Raw genomic sequence first — 16,780 nt, forward strand, 5'->3', positions numbered from 1 at the left:
ATTGAGTTAGTTAATTGAAAATTGAAACAAAATAAAACCCTCATGTTTGAAAAATTGAGGTAACCTTATTCAGACGAAGTCCTCCCCTTTCTTTTTGGCATTGGCCACAAAATCTCTGAATTTTTTCTCCCCATCAAGCTTGCAGATCAGCAGGACATTTTCTGATTCGCTGATCAGATAGTTTTCCAATCCCTCTACTACCACCAGTTTGTCATTTTTGGCCTTGACAAAGCAGTTTTTAGTTTCGTAAAGCAGAGCATTGGCATCCACCACGTTATTGTTTTCATCCTTATCACGCAAATCGTGTAAGCTGTGCCAAGACCCCAAGTCAGACCATCCATAATCTCCCAGAATGACATAAACGTTGTCGGATTTTTCCATAATACCCAGGTCAAGAGATACGTTTTTGACAAGGGAATAGGCCCTGTTGATAAATTCCTGCTCGGTGGATTTACCGAAATGATTTTTTCCCTCCTCGAAAGTCTCAGCCACATCGGGCATGTTTTCACTGAAGGCATCCAAGAGGCTTGAGACTTTCCAGACAAACATCCCGGAGTTCCAGACAAAATCACCGCTCTCCAAGAAAGCCTTGGCGAGCTTTTGGTTCGGCTTTTCAGTGAAAGTCTTGACTTTCATCGCCGAATCCCCATTTTTATTTTCGAGATATTGGATATATCCGTAGGCAGTTTCAGCCCGGTTGGGTCTGATTCCCAGGGTGATCAACCTTCCTTTTACTTTGGCTGCTTCCACAGCTTTTTCGATTGTCGTAATAAAACGGGCCTCCTGCAGAATCAGCTGGTCGGCGGGTGTGACAATCAGAGTAGCCTCTGGGTCAATCGTATGGATCTTATACGCGGCATAAGCCGCACAGGCCGCTGTATTTCTCCTGAGTGGCTCGGTAAGAATCTGCTCAGATCTGAGATCGGGCAATTGCTCCATTACCAGTTCACGGTAGCTCTGGTTGGTGACAATATAAAATCGATCCGGTCCGGCAGTTTCCAAAAAACGGTCATAAGTCATCTGAAGCAGGCTCCTGCCCGTACCCAGTATGTCCAAAAATTGCTTGGGGCGGTTATTTCTGCTATATGGCCAAAATCGGGAACCAATCCCCCCAGCCATAATCACAATGTAGGGTTTGTCTTGCATGCTGAGTTAGACTATGCCTTCTTTCATCAAATCATGAATATGGACAAAACCTGCGGTTTTTCCCCCATCCAAAACAACTAATTGGGTGATATTGTGATTGCGCATCAGATTCAGGGCACGAATGGCAAATTCGTCCTTTGAAATTGTCTTTGGACTCACGGTCATTATATCCCTGGCTTTCAGGGCCTGGATGTCCAGTGTTTTTTCGAGCATTCTTCTGAGATCCCCATCAGTAATTATCCCCGTAAGATTTCCTTCCGGATCATTCACAGCAGTGGCGCCCAGGCGCTTTCCGGATATCTCAATTATCACCTCCGTCAGCCCGGCATCTTCATGAACTATCGGAATTATTCCTTTGGAAAGTACATCACCTACCTTTAGGTAAAGTTGCTTCCCGAGTGATCCTCCAGGATGGTATTTTGCAAAATCATCAGAGGTAAAGCCTCTTGCTTCCAACAAACATACTGCCAAGGCATCCCCCAAGGCCATGTGGGCTGTAGTGGAAGTGGTTGGAGCTAAATTGTGAGGACAAGCTTCCTCGCCTATGGTTGCATTGAGAACAAAATCTGCCTGTTCGGCCAGGTAGGAATTCGTATTGGAAACTAAAGCTACAAGGACAGAACCCAGCTTTTTCAAAAGTGGCACCAAGACCTTGATTTCGGGAGTATTACCGGATTTTGAAATACAGATTACGATATCCTCTTCCAAAATCATCCCCAAATCGCCATGAATGGCGTCAGCGGCATGCATGAAAAGAGCAGGTGTTCCGGTGGAATTGAGGGTAGCCACAATTTTATTGGCAATGATGGCACTTTTTCCCACTCCTGTAATCACCACACGGCCTTTGCCAGTAAGAATTTTCTCCACACAGGCCTCAAAATCCCCATCTATAAAATCGATCAGGTTAAAGATGGCATTTGCTTCATTTTGCAAAACCCGCTTGGCTGTATATCTAATATTTTTAGCTAAATTCAATTTTACCTGTGTTAATCACTAATTTTGAACAAAGGTATAAAAACTAATCGTTCATTCCTGTTAACAGGCATTCATCACCCACTAAGCCGATTCTTCTCGTGGAGGAAAAAGTCAAAGCAGATCTTAAGAAAATCTTCGGATTCAGCCAGTTCCGTGGGAACCAGGAACTCATAGTAGACAATTTGCTCAATCACCGGAATACCTTCGTGATTATGCCCACCGGGGCAGGCAAATCGCTTTGTTATCAGCTTCCTGCCGTGGTATCTGAGGGGACAGCCATCGTCATTTCCCCGCTGATTGCCCTGATGAAAAACCAGGTCGACCAACTCAATGCGATCGGGGTCAACGCCCACTTTCTAAACTCCACCCTCACCAAGTCTGAATCGAACAAGGTGAAAAATGAGGTGTTGAAAAAAAGAACCAAGCTCCTGTACGTCGCACCGGAATCCCTGACCAAGGAAGAGAATGTTGCCTTCCTGAAATCCGCGCATTTGAGTTTTGTAGCCATCGATGAGGCCCATTGCATTTCTGAATGGGGACATGATTTCCGGCCCGAATACCGAAAAATCAAATCCATTATCGGACAGATAGCACCGAATCTCCCGATCATTGCTCTCACAGCCACTGCCACCCCAAAAGTTCAACAGGACATCCAGCGAAACCTGCAAATGGAAGAGGCGGATTTGTTCAAATCTTCATTCAACAGGACTAATCTTTTTTATGAGATTCGTCCAAAGGTGAAAAATGAGTCCAAAAAATCTTTGATCAAATTCATCAAGCAGCACAAAGGAAAGTCAGGGATTATCTATTGCCTCAGCAGAAAAAAAGTAGAGGAAATTGCAGAGCTGCTGAAAGTCAACCAAATCAATGCGGCACCTTACCATGCAGGATTGGATTCGTCGGTTCGGATCAAAACCCAGGATGATTTTCTCAATGAAGAGTTGGATGTAATCGTGGCAACTATTGCCTTTGGAATGGGAATTGACAAACCCGATGTACGATATGTGATTCACTACGATGTGCCAAAATCACTGGAAGGATACTACCAGGAAACCGGTAGGGCTGGCAGGGATGGATTAGAGGGGCATTGTCTGATGTTCTATCGATACGAGGACATCGTAAAGCTTGATAAATTCAACAAAGACAAGGCTGTCACGGAACGTGAAAACGCCAAAATCCTGCTTCAGGAAATGGCCGCCTATTCCGAAACCGGTGTCTGCAGAAGAAAGTTTATTCTGAATTATTTTGGGGAAACCTTGAATGAAGACTGTGGTTTCTGCGATAACTGCAAGCGGGAAAGAGAGACCTATGAAGGCATGGATTACCTTCTGGTTGCCTTAGAAGCCGTCCAGCAAACCAACGAGCGGTTTAGCCTGGAACATTTGGTCAAGGTGATTCGCGGAGAATCGGACGATTATGTTCAAAGCTACCAGCATGACCTGCTGCCTGTATATGGTAAGGGGAAAGAAGAGTCAGAAAAGCATTGGACCTCTGTGATCCGACAGGCGATGATTAATGCACTTTTGGAAAAAGACATTGAGAATTATGGCCTTTTGAAGCTCACCCAAAAAGGAACGGATTTCGTGGATTCCCCTTATACTGTGGATTTGTTCAAGGATCATGATTTTGAAAAACTCACTGAATCAGAAACTCAGGAAGTTCAGATCAGCACCGGCCCAGCTTATGATGAGAAGCTGTTTGAATTGCTCAAATCAGAGCGAAAGCGTGTAGCCAAAACAAAAAACCTTCCGCCATACATCATTTTCCAGGATCCTTCTTTGGAAGAAATGGCGACAGTTTATCCCACCACCAAGGAAGAACTTGCACAGATCAATGGTGTGGGTATGGGAAAAGTTGTCAAATTTGGGGCACCATTTCTAAAGCTGATAACAGCTTATGTTGAGGAAAATGAAATCGAAACTGCAACTGAGGTAGTTGTAAAAACAGCCGGAGCCCGATCCAAAGTTAAGATTTCAATTATCCAGCAGATTGACCGCAAGATCGACCTGGATGAGATTGCAGAAAATCTCAATATTTCAATGGGTGAACTGCTTCAGGAAATTGAGCAGATCATCTATAGCGGAACTAAACTAAACATCGATTACTACATTCAACACATCATGGATGAGGAGCGGGAAGATACTCTCCATGATTATTTCATGAATGCGGAAAGCGATCATATCAAAGCGGCATTGGAAGAGTTGGGCGACGAGGACTTCGCAGAAGACGAATTGCGGGTCTATCGGATCAAGTTCATCTCAGAGCATGCCAATTAAAAACGAAACGAGTCAATGAATATACTCTTATTGGGTAGCGGAGGCAGAGAACATGCCTTTGCTTGGAAAATTGTACAAAGTCCGGAATGTACCCGGCTTTTTGTGGCGCCTGGAAATGCCGGTACTGCCGAAATCGCTCAAAATATACCTCTTGCTGTCACAGATTTCACAGGTATTCACAAATTCATTCTTGACCATGCCATTGACCTGGTCGTCGTAGGACCAGAAGAACCCTTGGTCAAAGGCTTGGTAGATTTTCTGAAATCAAAACTTGAAACTGCGCATTTACCTATTGTCGGACCGACCCAACTCGGCGCAACTCTTGAAGGAAGCAAGGATTTTTCCAAACGCTTTATGCAGCGTAACGGCGTTCCTACAGCAGCTTATGAAACATTCACTGCAGATCAAATTGAAGCTGGGTTAGCCTATTTGGAAAAACAGAACCTTCCAATCGTACTCAAAGCCGATGGCTTGGCTGCCGGAAAAGGCGTGTTAATCTGCGAGAATTTGGAAGAGGCAAAAAATTCACTAAAAGAAATGCTGCTTGAAGCCAAATTTGGAGATGCCTCCTCCAAAGTCGTGGTGGAAGAATTTCTAAGCGGAATTGAGCTTTCTGTTTTTGTTGCGACAGATGGAAAAAGCTACAAAATCCTTCCTGAGGCGAAAGATTATAAGCGCATCGGAGAAGGGGACACCGGACTAAATACCGGAGGAATGGGTGCTGTCAGCCCCGTTATTTTTGCAACTGCCGATTTCATCAAAAAAGTGGAGGAGCGGATTGTAATACCGACCATTGCAGGATTGGAAAAAGAAAAGATCGACTACAAAGGCTTCCTGTTTATAGGTCTGATGAATAACAACGGAGAACCTTCAGTAATCGAATACAATGTCCGGATGGGTGACCCTGAGACAGAGGCTGTGTTGCCACGGATCCAAAGTGACTTCCTGGGATTGCTCAAAGGGATCGCGACAGAAACACTCGCTGAGTATGAGCTGGTCATTTCCCCAGAGTATTCTACTACAGTGGTTATGGTAAGCGGTGGATATCCCGGATCTTTCGAAAAAGGCTTCCCGATTTCTCTACCGACAACAGTAGAGAAAAGTGTAATTTTCCACGCCGGGACAAGTCGAAACTCGGCAGGCGAACCTGTCAATCAGGGTGGCCGTGTGATCGCTGTTACAGGTTTTGGCAAGGACCTGCACGAAGCACTGACAAACGCCTTTGCGACGGTAGAAAAAATAAGCTGGGAGAAAGCATATTACCGCAGGGATATCGGTCAGGACATCTTAAAATTGATTAATTAAACCCAAAGAACTAATCGAGGCGAAAGCCCTGAATATAAATTATGGCTGGATGTAGTACCTGCTCCACCTCCTCAGGAGGTACCGGAGGCTGCCAAAACAATGGTAGCTGCGGAACGAGCGATTGCAATAAAATGAACTCTTTTGATTGGCTTTCCCACATGGGAATTCCCCAAGTTGACAATTTTGACATTGTCGAAATCAAATTCAAAGGAGGCCGGAAAGAGTATTTCCGAAATGTCGATTACCTCACTCTCCATACCGGTGACCCTGTGGTGGTAGATGTACCGAATGGTCATCACATCGGATACGTTTCTCTTCAGGGAGAATTGGTTCGCTTGCAGATGCAAAAGCGGAAAGTCAGGGATGACGACAACATTACCCGGATCTATCGGGTGGCCACTCAAAAAGACATGGAAAAGTGGGAAGAGTCTAGAAACCGAGAAATCCCAACGCTTTACCGTTGCAAGCAAATTGTGGATGAGTATAAACTTCAGATGAAAATGTCTGATGTGGAATACCAAGCGGACAATTCCAAAGCAACTTTTTACTATTCCGCCGAAGACCGTGTTGATTTTCGGGAATTAATCAAAGCCCTCGCGGGAGAGTTTAAAATCCGCGTGGAGATGAAGCAAATCTCACTTCGTCAGGAAGCCGGAAGATTGGGAGGAATAGGTGTTTGCGGACGTGAATTATGTTGTTCTACTTGGCTGGTCGATTTCAAAAACGTAACCACCTCTGCCGCAAGATATCAAAATCTGTCCCTCAACCCCGGGAAACTCAGCGGTCAATGCGGTCGGTTGAAGTGCTGTCTCAACTATGAGTTGGACACCTACATGGATGCGATCAAGGACATTCCACAGGTAGAAAAACCCTTACAAACCGAATCCGGACCGGCAAAGCTTCAAAAGACCGACATTTTCCGTAAGCTGATGTGGTTCAGCTACAACAACGACAACGACTGGCACAACATCTCCTGTGACCGGGTTAGAGAAATTCAGGCGCTGAACGAACAAGGAATCAAAGTCTTTAATCTTCAGGTAGACAAGTCTACCGATATGGTGGATTTGGCAGCACAATCCACTCGGGAACTCGAACTTTTGGACAAGAAATTTTCCAAAAAGAAGAAAAAGAAGAAGACCAAAAACAGACCCCAAGGTGAAAATCCGGTGGCAGATACTGCCCCAAAAGCTGCCCAACCATCCAAACCAGGACCACCAAAGGCCCAGCAAGGAAGACCACAACCCGGCAAACCACAAAATCGCCAAAATGTATCCTCCGGAGCTGCTCCTCAGCCGAAAGCCCAGGAAATCAAAGCGACTGAAAGGCCTGAGGCAAAAGAAGGAATAGAGCACCGAAAAAAGAAAAACAAAAATAGAAACAGGCCTAAGCCTGGTCCAAACCAAGCGGCTGGTCCTAAGCCCGAAAATCAGTCTAACAAACCTACCGAGGTCAAACAGGAAGGGAATAGAAAATTCCCTCCACGAAGAAATCAAGGTCCAAACAACGGTGGAAATGAATAATTGGAAAGGTTGGATTCTTTTGGTTTTCTTGGCTTTCACCTTTTCCTGTTCACAGGATCGGGTGTATGAGGAGTTTTATGCTTTCCAGACACTTGAATGGAATGAAAAAGACACAGTAGCATTTGACCTAAAGGACCTGCAAGAAAATCGAGGGAAAAAACTCATCGGGGTCAGATTCAATGATGAATATCCCTTTTCCAATTGCTACATCCGTGTAATCAGCAGAGATACCACAGGCAAGATTCTTGACAATAAACTCATCAATGTGCCGCTCTTTGATTCCAAGTCAGGCAAGCCTAAAGGAGGGGGATTTGGAAATACGTTTACTTTTTATGACACTTTACCTTTTGAGCTACCAGAACAGACCAAGGAGGTGGTTTTACTGCAATACATGAGACAGGAAAACCTTCCCGGATTAGAAGCCGTGGGATTGAAAATCCTAAAATAGAAATGAGCACCTCAAGTGAAGGTGCTCATTTTTTTGGCATGCTGTCGGATGATTTGGTCCAGCTCTTTGGTCAGAGGTCTCAGATAGCTGAACAGTTTCTGGTTTTCCTTATTCAATTGCTTTGCATCTATCAGGTCGATTATACCCATCATGGATGAAAGCGGCCCTCTCAAAATATGGGAAGGACTGAGTGCCAAATCTCTAAGACGCTCATTTTCCCGATTTGTCTGAACAAGCTGCGACTTGAGTGCAGTTATATCCACCACCTGGATCAAAATTCCTTCTTGCTCTTCGCCTTCTATAGCTAAAGGTCTCAATCCTGCAGTCCAAAAAGAAAACTCTTGGTCCGGCATGAGCATTTTCAATTCCAGGTCTGAACTTCGACCTTTTTTTGCTTCCTCAATGGCTCTTACCAGTTTTGAAAATCGGTTTTGCTGGTTGGGAAAATTCAGGAAATAACCCTCGGAATAAGCCCTGCCTTTCCAGATTCGGCCAAGATTTTTGGCAGATTCATTTTGTTGGGAAAGCTTCCCTGATTTTTCCAAAACAAAAACAGCCCCAGGCATAGCTGAAAGCAAATGAGCCGGAACGAGGCCTTTCTCGGAAACCGTAGTTTTGGGGATTTCTTTGGGTACCAAAAACAAATGATAACCCTCCAGACTTGGAGTCAATAAGGCAGCAAAGAAAGGAAGGCTGGATGAATTGGATTTAAAAAGAAAACATTTAGGCTTGCTTTCTTGGGAGATATACTCTAAAACATTTTTTAGCTGGGCACTTCCTTTCAATGCAGGGATTTCTACCAATGCCCGATTTTCCCAGCTTTCAGCTTCCGGATCAAACCACTCCAAAATCCTTTCATCCCATTTTTGTACGTGCAAATCCTTGTCAAGCACAATTTTGCCAAAACCAAGGACGTCTACCAAATTGTTCCAGGGCATTTCCTGTTCCAAAAATTGCATTCCAACTCCAATCCCTATAATTCCGGATATATCCATATCAGGTGTAGTAACAACAGAAAATTCCCACCATACCTGAGAAAAACCTTCAGCCTTGATCGCAGGATGTTCCAGCATCAAATGCCTTCTCATCTTTGGTGCCCCAAGCATGAGCTCCAACGAATAGTTAAATTCCGAGCTTGAGTTTGGAGAAAGAAAATCAGAAAACGAAAGGTCTACCGGGTCTGAACTGATCTTTTCAAAACTCTGGTTAAATTTCAAAACCCTTCCATCCACATCCGTAACTACGAGGTAGAAGTGCCTGGATTCCATCAAGAAATCCGGGATCAGACTTTCGATACTTTCTGTACTTATCAAAACTTTTGGGTGATAAATGGGTGACTTTTCGAAAGTTTCAAAAAAATTTTATTAAAAAAAAGAAGCACATTATAGAATTAAATATCACATTTTTCAAAATATCAATATAATATTCTAATAAAGGCATAAAAAAGAAGGTTCGAAAACAAAAAATGCTTTTCGTCCCAGAAATGGACCAAAAAGCATCTGAATTTATTTTTGAATTTTTTTTCTTTTTCTTGAGCCAGAAAGTCTCCTGACTTTAAACTTGCTGGAATTTTCCCTGTTCGAAGTTCTGATAATTGATTTCTTTGACCATTAAAATCAAGGCATTAGCTAAATCTTGTTTGCAGGTACAAACCCTGAATTTCCAGTCCTCTTTCAGGGAATATTCAACTTCCGAAGAACCGAAAAGCCTCTGAATTTCCTCCAAAGAATCTGAATAAACGAACACACAGCCGTCCGTCTTGCCACTCTCCTCAATCAAAAAATCACAGATAGATGTCTGAATTATCATAGCAAAAACAAATTTGATATTGTTTGATAAAAATAGAGTCCTAAAACATTCCAAAAATACCCAGTACTGGGTATTTTTTAAAAAATTTAGAAAAAATTTTCACCTTATCGAGTGGATTAATTTTCTTTTCAAACCTTTCTTGGCTGAGACTTTCCTTTGTTTGAAATTGTAGATTGTTTTGGATCTTTAGCTGGCAAGCCAAACCTCCACCTGAAAGGATTCCAACTTCCTTTATAGCACAGATGCGGCGAAATCCCTACAAATGGGCACCCCGCAGGTTAGGCATCAATTTGGCATGACACCATTCCAACGTAAATCTGCCAGAAATGCTGGCTGTTTGAAAAAAATTCAACTTGATTTCCAGGTAATTAATCTGATTTCCACGAAAGAAGGTCTGATAAGCCAATAGAGCTTGTTTAAATCTTTTCAATTGGATTATATTTGCAACACTTTAGCCAAGGAGCTAACCGGGAATAGAGGGTTGGGTGAGTGGCTGAAACCAGCAGTTTGCTAAACTGCCGTACGGGTTAAACTGTACCGGGGGTTCGAATCCCCCACCCTCTGCGATTAACACACTGAAAAACAAGGGGTTACGAGATTGAGAAATCTGTAGCTTCTTTTTTTTAGCTCTTTAACAAATCTAATCATTTGATTTTCTGATAATTACAGAATTTCAGCTAATTAGGACAGCGGAAAGGAAAAGCCTGTAAACAATCGTTTTACAGGCTTTTTTATTGGCGGAACCCGTAAAATTTTCACAATTGCCTATAATTCGAGTGCGTCATTCGTGTAGTTCGGCAATTGGAAAAAAAAGACTCACTGGAATTGATATAGTATTTTGATTTTCAACATGTTCAATACGTGAACATCTTGTGATTTAGAGCTTGTTTTTTGAGTTTTGTTCCACCTAACTATCCAAATTATGTTAGAAAAAAGCTTCGGTTTGCTCTTCTTTTTGAAGCAAGCCAAAAAAAACAAAAATGAAGGAAGTTATATCTACCTTCGAATCACAGTTGACGGAGTGGCTAAGGAGCTATCCACCAAAAGGTTATGGCCTATTTTTAAGTGGAATGCCACTGCCGGAAGGGCATTTGGGAATACAGAAGAAGGTAAAACCCTGAATTCCTATCTGGATACCCTATACTACAAAGCTCTCCAAGCCAAAAAAGTATTGCTGGACCATGATCAAGCAATCACCGCTGAAGCAATCAAAAACATTCTTCTCGGTGTAACTGAAAAGAAAAAGATGATCATGGAGATTTTTCAGGAGCACAATGAGCAGGTAGCAGCCCTTTTGGACAAAGAGTTTGCTCCGGGTACACTACAGCGCTACCGAACTTCCTTCGACCATACCAAGGCGTTCATGAAGTGGAAATACAATAAGGAAGACATGGAAATCCAGTCTCTGGACTACGAGTTTATCTCTTCCTATTCCTTTTGGCTTAAAACTGTCCAGAATTGCAGCCACAATACCACGGTGAAGTACCTGGGCAATTTCAAAAAGATCGTCCTAATTTGTTTAAAAAGCGGCTGGCTGGACCGGGATCCATTTATCCGTTTTAAAATGGTGAAGAAGGAAGTGCACCGGGTTTATTTGACACCCGAGGAGCTTGCTATCATAGAGGAAAAGAAATTTCCGACAGAGCGGCTTAGACAAGTGAGGGACATTTTTCTTTTCAGCTGCTATACAGGATTGGCTTATATCGATGTAAAGCGCCTGAGCAGGTCTCAAATTGTTACCGGCATAGATGGAGAGCAGTGGATATTTACCAAAAGAAAAAAGACCGATACTCCCACTCGACTCCCCTTGTTGCCAAAGGCGTTGCAATTGGTCGAAAAGTACAAAGAGCATCCCTCCTGTGAGAATGGATCACAAGTCCTGCCGGTATTGAGCAACCAGAAGATGAATTCCTATCTGAAGGAGATTATCGATGTCTGCGGGATCCATAAGCCTCTGACCTTCCATATCGCCAGGCATACATTTGCCACAACGATTACCTTGGGAAATGGCGTTCCGATTGAGACGGTTTCCAAAATGCTGGGCCATAAATCCATCAAGCAAACCCAACATTATGCACGGATTCTTGACACCAAAATCAGTCATGACATGATGGCTTTGAGAGAAAAACTTTCCTAAGCTCTATCAAGAAATTCAATCTAAAAGAGATCAAGCCAATGGAAAATAAAATTGAAATATACAAGGTCAAGATGGCCAAACCCAAATATAAGTAAAGTTTGAACAGGACACTGTATGGTTATCTCAAGAGCAGTTTGTAAGTCTCTTTCAAAGAGATCAATCTGTAATTTCCCGACATATAAGGAATATATTCAATGAGGGAGAGCTTGATGAAAAAAGCAATATGCAAAAAATGCATATTGCTCTATCCGACAAACCCATAGCATTTTACAATTAAGATGTAATCATTTCGGTTGGCTACCGTGTCAAATCGCCATAAGGAACTAAGTTTCGTATCTGGGCTACCCTACGACTAAAAGATTACCTGATAAAAGGATACGCTGTTAACGAACAACGATTGGCACAAAAGCAGCAGGAAGTTCAAACCCTCAAGAACGGCATCAGAATCCTAAGTCGGGCAATTGAGCAAAAGGCCGAGGATCAAAACCTGAGCTGCCTAAATCAATTTGCTAAGGGCTTAGAGCTCTTAGACGATTATGACCACGAAAACCTGGACAAAAAGGGTCTAAACAAGCGGCCTGCTGTATTTCCTAGCCTGGAAGAATACCAGCAAGTGATATCCTCCATGCGTTCTGATTTTGAATCAGGAGTTTTTGGAAAAGAGAAAGATGGAAGCTTTGAAAGTGCCATTTCCCAGATCGGTAAAGGATTTGACAACGAGGATTTTCATCCTTCATTAGAGGAATAGGCAGCAACACTTTTGTACCTGATCGTCAAAAATCACGGGTTTATAGACGGGAATAAGCGGATAGCAGCGGCCTGTTTTCTTCTTTTTCTCCAGGCCAATCGAATGCTTTACGGCACAGAGGGAGACACCGTCATCAGCAACGATGCGCTGGCTAGTTTGACGCTTTTCATCGCTTCCAGTAAGCCGGAAGAAATGGAAACCGTAAAGAAACTGGTGATCAGTGTGCTTAACAGGAACATGTGATTGGAGACTTAATCTGAATGGATGTCAGCTGGTCATGCCGTAAAATGCGCAGTTTTTGGTCTGTTCTTTATTATGAGCAATAAAGCGTCGCTCTATAGCTCATTTATTTTGTGATTTTGAGTTATAGAAAATGGTATTAATCCTCATGAGGTGAATTTGGGGCAACAGAGTTCTCTGAATTTGGTGGAAGTCCAACTAACTCGTCTGGAAGCGATGCCCTTGGCAGCTTGACGCTTTACATCGCATCCGGCGAGCCAGAAGAAATGAAAACTTTCAAAAACCTGGTGATCATTATGCTGAACAGTAACAGTGATTATGAGTGGTATGGGAAGCGTAACAGGATTTGAACCAAACTCCATTTCAATCTGATTTTCTGACAGTTATTTCAACGAGTGCAACAGTGTTCACCGAATAATTCACCAGTTTCCAATTCCTCCTTATGATCCTGATTATGAAGTAAATATAAATTGAAATTTCGAAATACTAAGCAATTTGGAGAAATAATGAATCTGCCATAAAAATCTGTTTAAAAGTCCTCATAACCTCCCGAAAACCGCCAATAAATGGACGAGAATATTTCTAAGTTGCAAGGGTTTTGTATGAACACTCCATCAATCCATGCTGCTTTAAAAAAGGAGTCTCCACCTACTTCGACTGATTTTCCAAAATTCTAATTCTCGAATCCAAATCCTTCAATTGCCTATTCTCATTATTTAAATTTTCAATCGCCTTATCCTGGATCAACAGATACAGCGTCAACTCCTCAATTTTTTGAAGAAGTTTGGTATTTAGCTCACCCAATTCCACTCCCTCAGCCTCCATTTCAGCAGCAGTCTCAATCTCAGGCAGGTGTTTATTGGCTTTGATAAAGGCCTCCAATTCTTCCAAAGGCATCAAACCGTAATCCTCTTCAAAAACAAAGTCAGCTCCGCTCATATCCACTTTGACTTCCCTTGCTCTTACTGTTCCGATCACGTCAAGTTTGTGCCCGGGTGCAGCAGTTCCAATACCAACATTCCCATTTGTGGTAATACGCAATCTCTCAATCCCCGAATCCGTAGTAAAGGACATAAAGCCTCCTGTTGTAGAGAATCCTCTATGAAACCGGATACCAGTATTTCTTGCAGTACCATATTCCATTCCCAACTCCGATAAAACTGAACCATCACTATTTACTGTTTGGTCTTGCCTTGTAACCAAACGAAAATTTATATCAGCCCCATGAGCAAGAATAACTGACTGACCTGTGCCAGAGTGATTTACATGAAGTTTAACTAGTGGTGAAGTAGTCCCTATCCCCACATTTCCGTCGTTCAGTATTGTCATACGGGTAGCACCGAAAACCACCGAAGGACCATTTGTTGTTTCAAACTTTAAACCGGTTCCATTACTTTGGCCTCCCGAACTTATGTATGCAAAATTATCTGAGACGCCTAAACCCCCTATCTGCAAGTATCTATTTTTCATAGTTGTAATCCGAACCATCCCGTCGACTTCAAGACTTTGTGCAGGAGAAGTTGTCCCTATCCCCACATTCCCAGTAGTTGGAAAAGTATTGTTTTGAGCCAACAGATTAAAATTGGTTACAAGGAGAAAGAACAATCCCCAAAATATTCTCAGTCGAGTTTTCATTAGTTTTTTTGATTTGATTTCAATTCTTCAATTTCCTTTTTAAGACCAATTACATATAGGGTCAACTCCTCGATCTTTTGAAGAAGCTTGGTATTTAGCTCACCCAATTCCACTCCCTCAGCCTGCATTTCCGCTGCTGTCTCAATCTCAGGCAAGTGTTTTTTGGCGTTGATAAAAACCTCCAATTCCTCCAAAGGCATCAAGCCGTAATCCTTTTCAAAAACAAAGTCAGCTCCGCTCATATCCACTTTGACTTCTCTTGCCCTTATTGTTCCAATCACGTCCAGTTTATAGGAAGGGTTTGCAGTTCCAATCCCAATATTGCCAGTTGAACCTTTAATAAATAAAAAATTATGCCCCCCACCTCTGGCATCAATTTCGAAATCAATGGGTATACCTGAAGGGACATCGGATTTCTTTACCAGATCAATTAATAATCCATAGGAGGGAGCATTGTAAATAGCAGACTTGGTATAAAGGCCCGTGCCAGTTGATGTAAATTGTAAAGGTTGTTCTCCATATAAAGTAATTGACTCCTGTGAATGGGCATTAATGGACGAGGTGAGCAAGAATGATACGCTAATTGCTTTCAGGTAATTGTTCAAACGTGACATACTATTGATTTAATTATCTATTTATTTAATTATTTAATTACTTAATCATTATAGAAAATCAGGTGACAATACTTCTGTCTGATTGTCCAGCTTCTGCTGAATTTTGTCAGTGGGAACTTTATCCTTATACTCCTTTAGATCGATCTCCTTCATTCTTCCAATTTTCAGTCCTTTCAACTCAAACCCGATCTTTAATTGAAAAGGCGAATTGGAAAGGCTTTTGGATTCATTGTAGGCCGGATTCCAGCTGGTCAGTACCACAGACTGGATTCGTTTTCCAATGGGAATGACCCGGCCAAATCCCAAACCGGTGTTCCATTCCATCCCCTCATAATCCATATCATCAAACCCAACCGGATAATTCACTTCGATATTCACGCGGGCCAGTTCTGTCTTCACAAACCAGTTGCCCTTGGCAAACCGGACGCTCAGCTTTGCTCCCTGTCCAGTCCGGGTAAGTTCTTTACTGTCCTCAAAGTCCCTCCGAAAGACGATTCCTCCAAAGGCTTCCAGCTGATGGGTAAATCGGTAGCTCAATCCTGCATCTGCGTAAACTCCCTCCCCAAATGAGGTAAGAGGATCATACCAGGCGTACAAACCCAGTCTTTCCAGGAATCCGGCATCCTTCAGTTCGTTTTCTTCCCAGAGGTCAAACTTTGGTTTAGTCATTGCTTCCTGAATGACTTCGATATTCCCAAGCGAGTCAAACTTCAGTTTGGAGAATTTGCCCTTGAATTCTTGGACATAGGTATCGGACAAATGAAGGGCTTTTTCCTTTGCCATAGATTTGGCCTGATCGAAGGAAAGGTCAGCGGGTACTCCTTCCTTGACCAACTTTTCCAAAGCCCCTTTCCCGTAAAAGTCCGGGATCTTAGCCTGTGCCGGATCCCAGTATTCTGTCAGTGTTCCGGTCAATACCTGCTCTACCTTGGGCATGATCCATTCATTCGTCAGTGCCTTAAGGTTTTCTTCATTCTGATCCAGCAAGGCCTCCAGACCTTCGAAGTCTTTGATTTTGGCTAAACTCGCTTGGGACTGCTTCACGCGTTCCAAGGTCATGGATGCGGCATTCCGAATCTCTCCTCCTGGGATATCTTCGCTTTCGATCAGGCTTTTCAGTACCTGAGCCTCTTTTTCAAGAATTATTCTCCCCTGCTCTTTCGCTACTAAAATCAGGCTGTCTCTTTGGGTGCTGTCCTGCACAAGGCCTTTGATTTCGTTAAGCTCATTTTTCAGGGATTCGTAAGATTTCCTCAGAGATTGGATCTGTTTCAATTCTTCCAGATAGGGGATTTCAGGCTTACCTGATAAAGCACCCAGCCCTTCTCCCATTGGAAGTTTTCCGGTCAATCCCTGCAATCCCGGCTTCTCAACAGGGAGGGACTTCGGAAGGCCTTGTCCTAGTAAAGAATTTATGGAAAAAGCCAAGATGAAGAATAGGTAAAGAGGAAATAGTTTCATCAATATTTAGATAGTAATCCCCATGTTAAACTGTCAATTTTATGTTTCTATTTACTCTTATTTTAAATTTACAATCTCATCTGAAACTTAAAATCCCACATTATATAAAGGAGTAAATGTTCACCGACAGCTGTCGGGTTACAACTAGTTCTGAACTTCTTTCCTCTAAATTAAAAGGAGAGATAACTCCTTGTTAAAACAACTTCGTTATTATTTTATTCCCAACTTTTAACCATACCCAAAACAAGGAAACAAACACTAATGACGTAAAAGGAGTAAATAACACTAAAACTAAAAATCCCTTTAAACCATAAACCGCTTCATCATTTAAGTTTACTGGATATAATCCGATCAATGAAAATCCCCCAAGTATTATCATAAAAAATAAATTTCCAAAAAGGAAATTCACAAACAATAATTTGAAAAGGCTAACCGGTAATCTTGACACATCTTTCAATTTCATAAT

At 42.5% G+C, this 16,780-nt stretch carries 15 protein-coding genes and 1 tRNA gene; 8 read left to right on the top strand and 8 right to left on the bottom strand.

The features are described 5' to 3' along the window. Positions 1 to 69 precede the first annotated feature (69 nt). On the bottom strand, positions 70 to 1,146 hold the full coding sequence (locus tag B0E43_RS07925) for a mannose-1-phosphate guanylyltransferase (protein WP_077348416.1): 1,077 nt from the start codon (positions 1,144 to 1,146) through the stop codon (positions 70 to 72). Between the two features lie 6 nt (positions 1,147 to 1,152). Next, positions 1,153 to 2,121 (bottom strand): SIS domain-containing protein, encoded by a 969-nt coding sequence (locus B0E43_RS07930; protein ID WP_077348417.1) that lies wholly within the window; start codon positions 2,119 to 2,121, stop codon positions 1,153 to 1,155. A gap of 98 nt (positions 2,122 to 2,219) precedes the next feature. On the opposite strand from B0E43_RS07930, the gene recQ reads away from it, so the two are divergent. The 4 genes from recQ (at position 2,220) to B0E43_RS07950 (ending at position 7,670) form a co-directional block, all read left to right on the top strand. Further along, positions 2,220 to 4,397, top strand: coding sequence for a DNA helicase RecQ (gene recQ / locus B0E43_RS07935; protein WP_077348418.1), 2,178 nt, complete (start codon positions 2,220 to 2,222; stop codon positions 4,395 to 4,397). A 15-nt stretch (positions 4,398 to 4,412) separates the two neighbouring features. Continuing rightward, positions 4,413 to 5,702, top strand: coding sequence for a phosphoribosylamine--glycine ligase (gene purD, locus B0E43_RS07940; RefSeq protein ID WP_077348419.1), 1,290 nt, complete (start codon positions 4,413 to 4,415; stop codon positions 5,700 to 5,702). A gap of 131 nt (positions 5,703 to 5,833) precedes the next feature. Continuing rightward, positions 5,834 to 7,222 (top strand): regulatory iron-sulfur-containing complex subunit RicT, encoded by a 1,389-nt coding sequence (ricT, locus tag B0E43_RS07945; RefSeq protein ID WP_077348420.1) that lies wholly within the window; start codon positions 5,834 to 5,836, stop codon positions 7,220 to 7,222. Continuing rightward, positions 7,215 to 7,670 carry a gliding motility lipoprotein GldH gene (locus B0E43_RS07950; protein ID WP_139352699.1) on the top strand — a complete coding sequence of 152 codons (456 nt, stop codon included), beginning with the start codon at positions 7,215 to 7,217 and terminating at the stop codon, positions 7,668 to 7,670. Before ricT ends, B0E43_RS07950 begins: the two co-directional genes overlap by 8 nt. Before the next feature lie 11 nt (positions 7,671 to 7,681). Here B0E43_RS07950 and B0E43_RS07955 read toward each other — a convergent pair whose 3' ends face one another. Both B0E43_RS07955 and B0E43_RS07960 read right to left on the bottom strand, forming a co-directional pair. Then, positions 7,682 to 8,983 carry a hypothetical protein gene (locus B0E43_RS07955; protein ID WP_077348422.1) on the bottom strand — a complete coding sequence of 434 codons (1,302 nt, stop codon included), beginning with the start codon at positions 8,981 to 8,983 and terminating at the stop codon, positions 7,682 to 7,684. Between the two features lie 241 nt (positions 8,984 to 9,224). Then, on the bottom strand, positions 9,225 to 9,479 hold the full coding sequence (locus B0E43_RS07960; protein ID WP_077348423.1) for a hypothetical protein: 255 nt from the start codon (positions 9,477 to 9,479) through the stop codon (positions 9,225 to 9,227). Positions 9,480 to 9,954: 475 nt separating this feature from the next. On the opposite strand from B0E43_RS07960, the gene B0E43_RS07965 reads away from it, so the two are divergent. From B0E43_RS07965 to B0E43_RS23160, 4 genes are all read left to right on the top strand, one after another. After that, positions 9,955 to 10,043, top strand: a tRNA-Ser gene (locus tag B0E43_RS07965). A 358-nt stretch (positions 10,044 to 10,401) separates the two neighbouring features. Then, positions 10,402 to 11,616 carry a site-specific integrase gene (locus B0E43_RS07970; protein WP_077348424.1) on the top strand — a complete coding sequence of 405 codons (1,215 nt, stop codon included), beginning with the start codon at positions 10,402 to 10,404 and terminating at the stop codon, positions 11,614 to 11,616. Positions 11,617 to 12,013: 397 nt separating this feature from the next. Next, the gene (locus tag B0E43_RS23155) at positions 12,014 to 12,364 is read left to right on the top strand and encodes a hypothetical protein (RefSeq protein ID WP_254423386.1); all 351 of its coding nucleotides are present in this window, start codon (positions 12,014 to 12,016) and stop codon (positions 12,362 to 12,364) included. A gap of 12 nt (positions 12,365 to 12,376) precedes the next feature. Continuing rightward, positions 12,377 to 12,607, top strand: a complete 231-nt coding sequence (locus B0E43_RS23160; protein WP_139352700.1) for a Fic family protein — start codon at positions 12,377 to 12,379, stop codon at positions 12,605 to 12,607. A 645-nt stretch (positions 12,608 to 13,252) separates the two neighbouring features. Here B0E43_RS23160 and B0E43_RS07980 read toward each other — a convergent pair. The 4 genes from B0E43_RS07980 to B0E43_RS07995 form a co-directional block, all read right to left on the bottom strand. Beyond that, on the bottom strand, positions 13,253 to 14,239 hold the full coding sequence (locus B0E43_RS07980; RefSeq protein ID WP_077348425.1) for a hypothetical protein: 987 nt from the start codon (positions 14,237 to 14,239) through the stop codon (positions 13,253 to 13,255). After that, positions 14,239 to 14,853: a hypothetical protein gene (locus B0E43_RS07985; RefSeq protein WP_077348426.1), complete on the bottom strand. Its 615-nt coding sequence runs from the start codon at positions 14,851 to 14,853 to the stop codon at positions 14,239 to 14,241. Before B0E43_RS07985 ends, B0E43_RS07980 begins: the two co-directional genes overlap by 1 nt. A 48-nt stretch (positions 14,854 to 14,901) precedes the next feature. Continuing rightward, the gene (locus tag B0E43_RS07990) at positions 14,902 to 16,314 is read right to left on the bottom strand and encodes a hypothetical protein (protein ID WP_077348427.1); all 1,413 of its coding nucleotides are present in this window, start codon (positions 16,312 to 16,314) and stop codon (positions 14,902 to 14,904) included. A 193-nt stretch (positions 16,315 to 16,507) separates the two neighbouring features. Then, positions 16,508 to 16,777: a hypothetical protein gene (locus B0E43_RS07995; RefSeq protein WP_077348428.1), complete on the bottom strand. Its 270-nt coding sequence runs from the start codon at positions 16,775 to 16,777 to the stop codon at positions 16,508 to 16,510. Positions 16,778 to 16,780 lie beyond the last annotated feature (3 nt).

Origin of the sequence: Algoriphagus sp. A40 (genome assembly GCF_002002735.1) — a bacterium.
Taxonomy (GTDB): Bacteria; Bacteroidota; Bacteroidia; order Cytophagales; family Cyclobacteriaceae; genus Algoriphagus.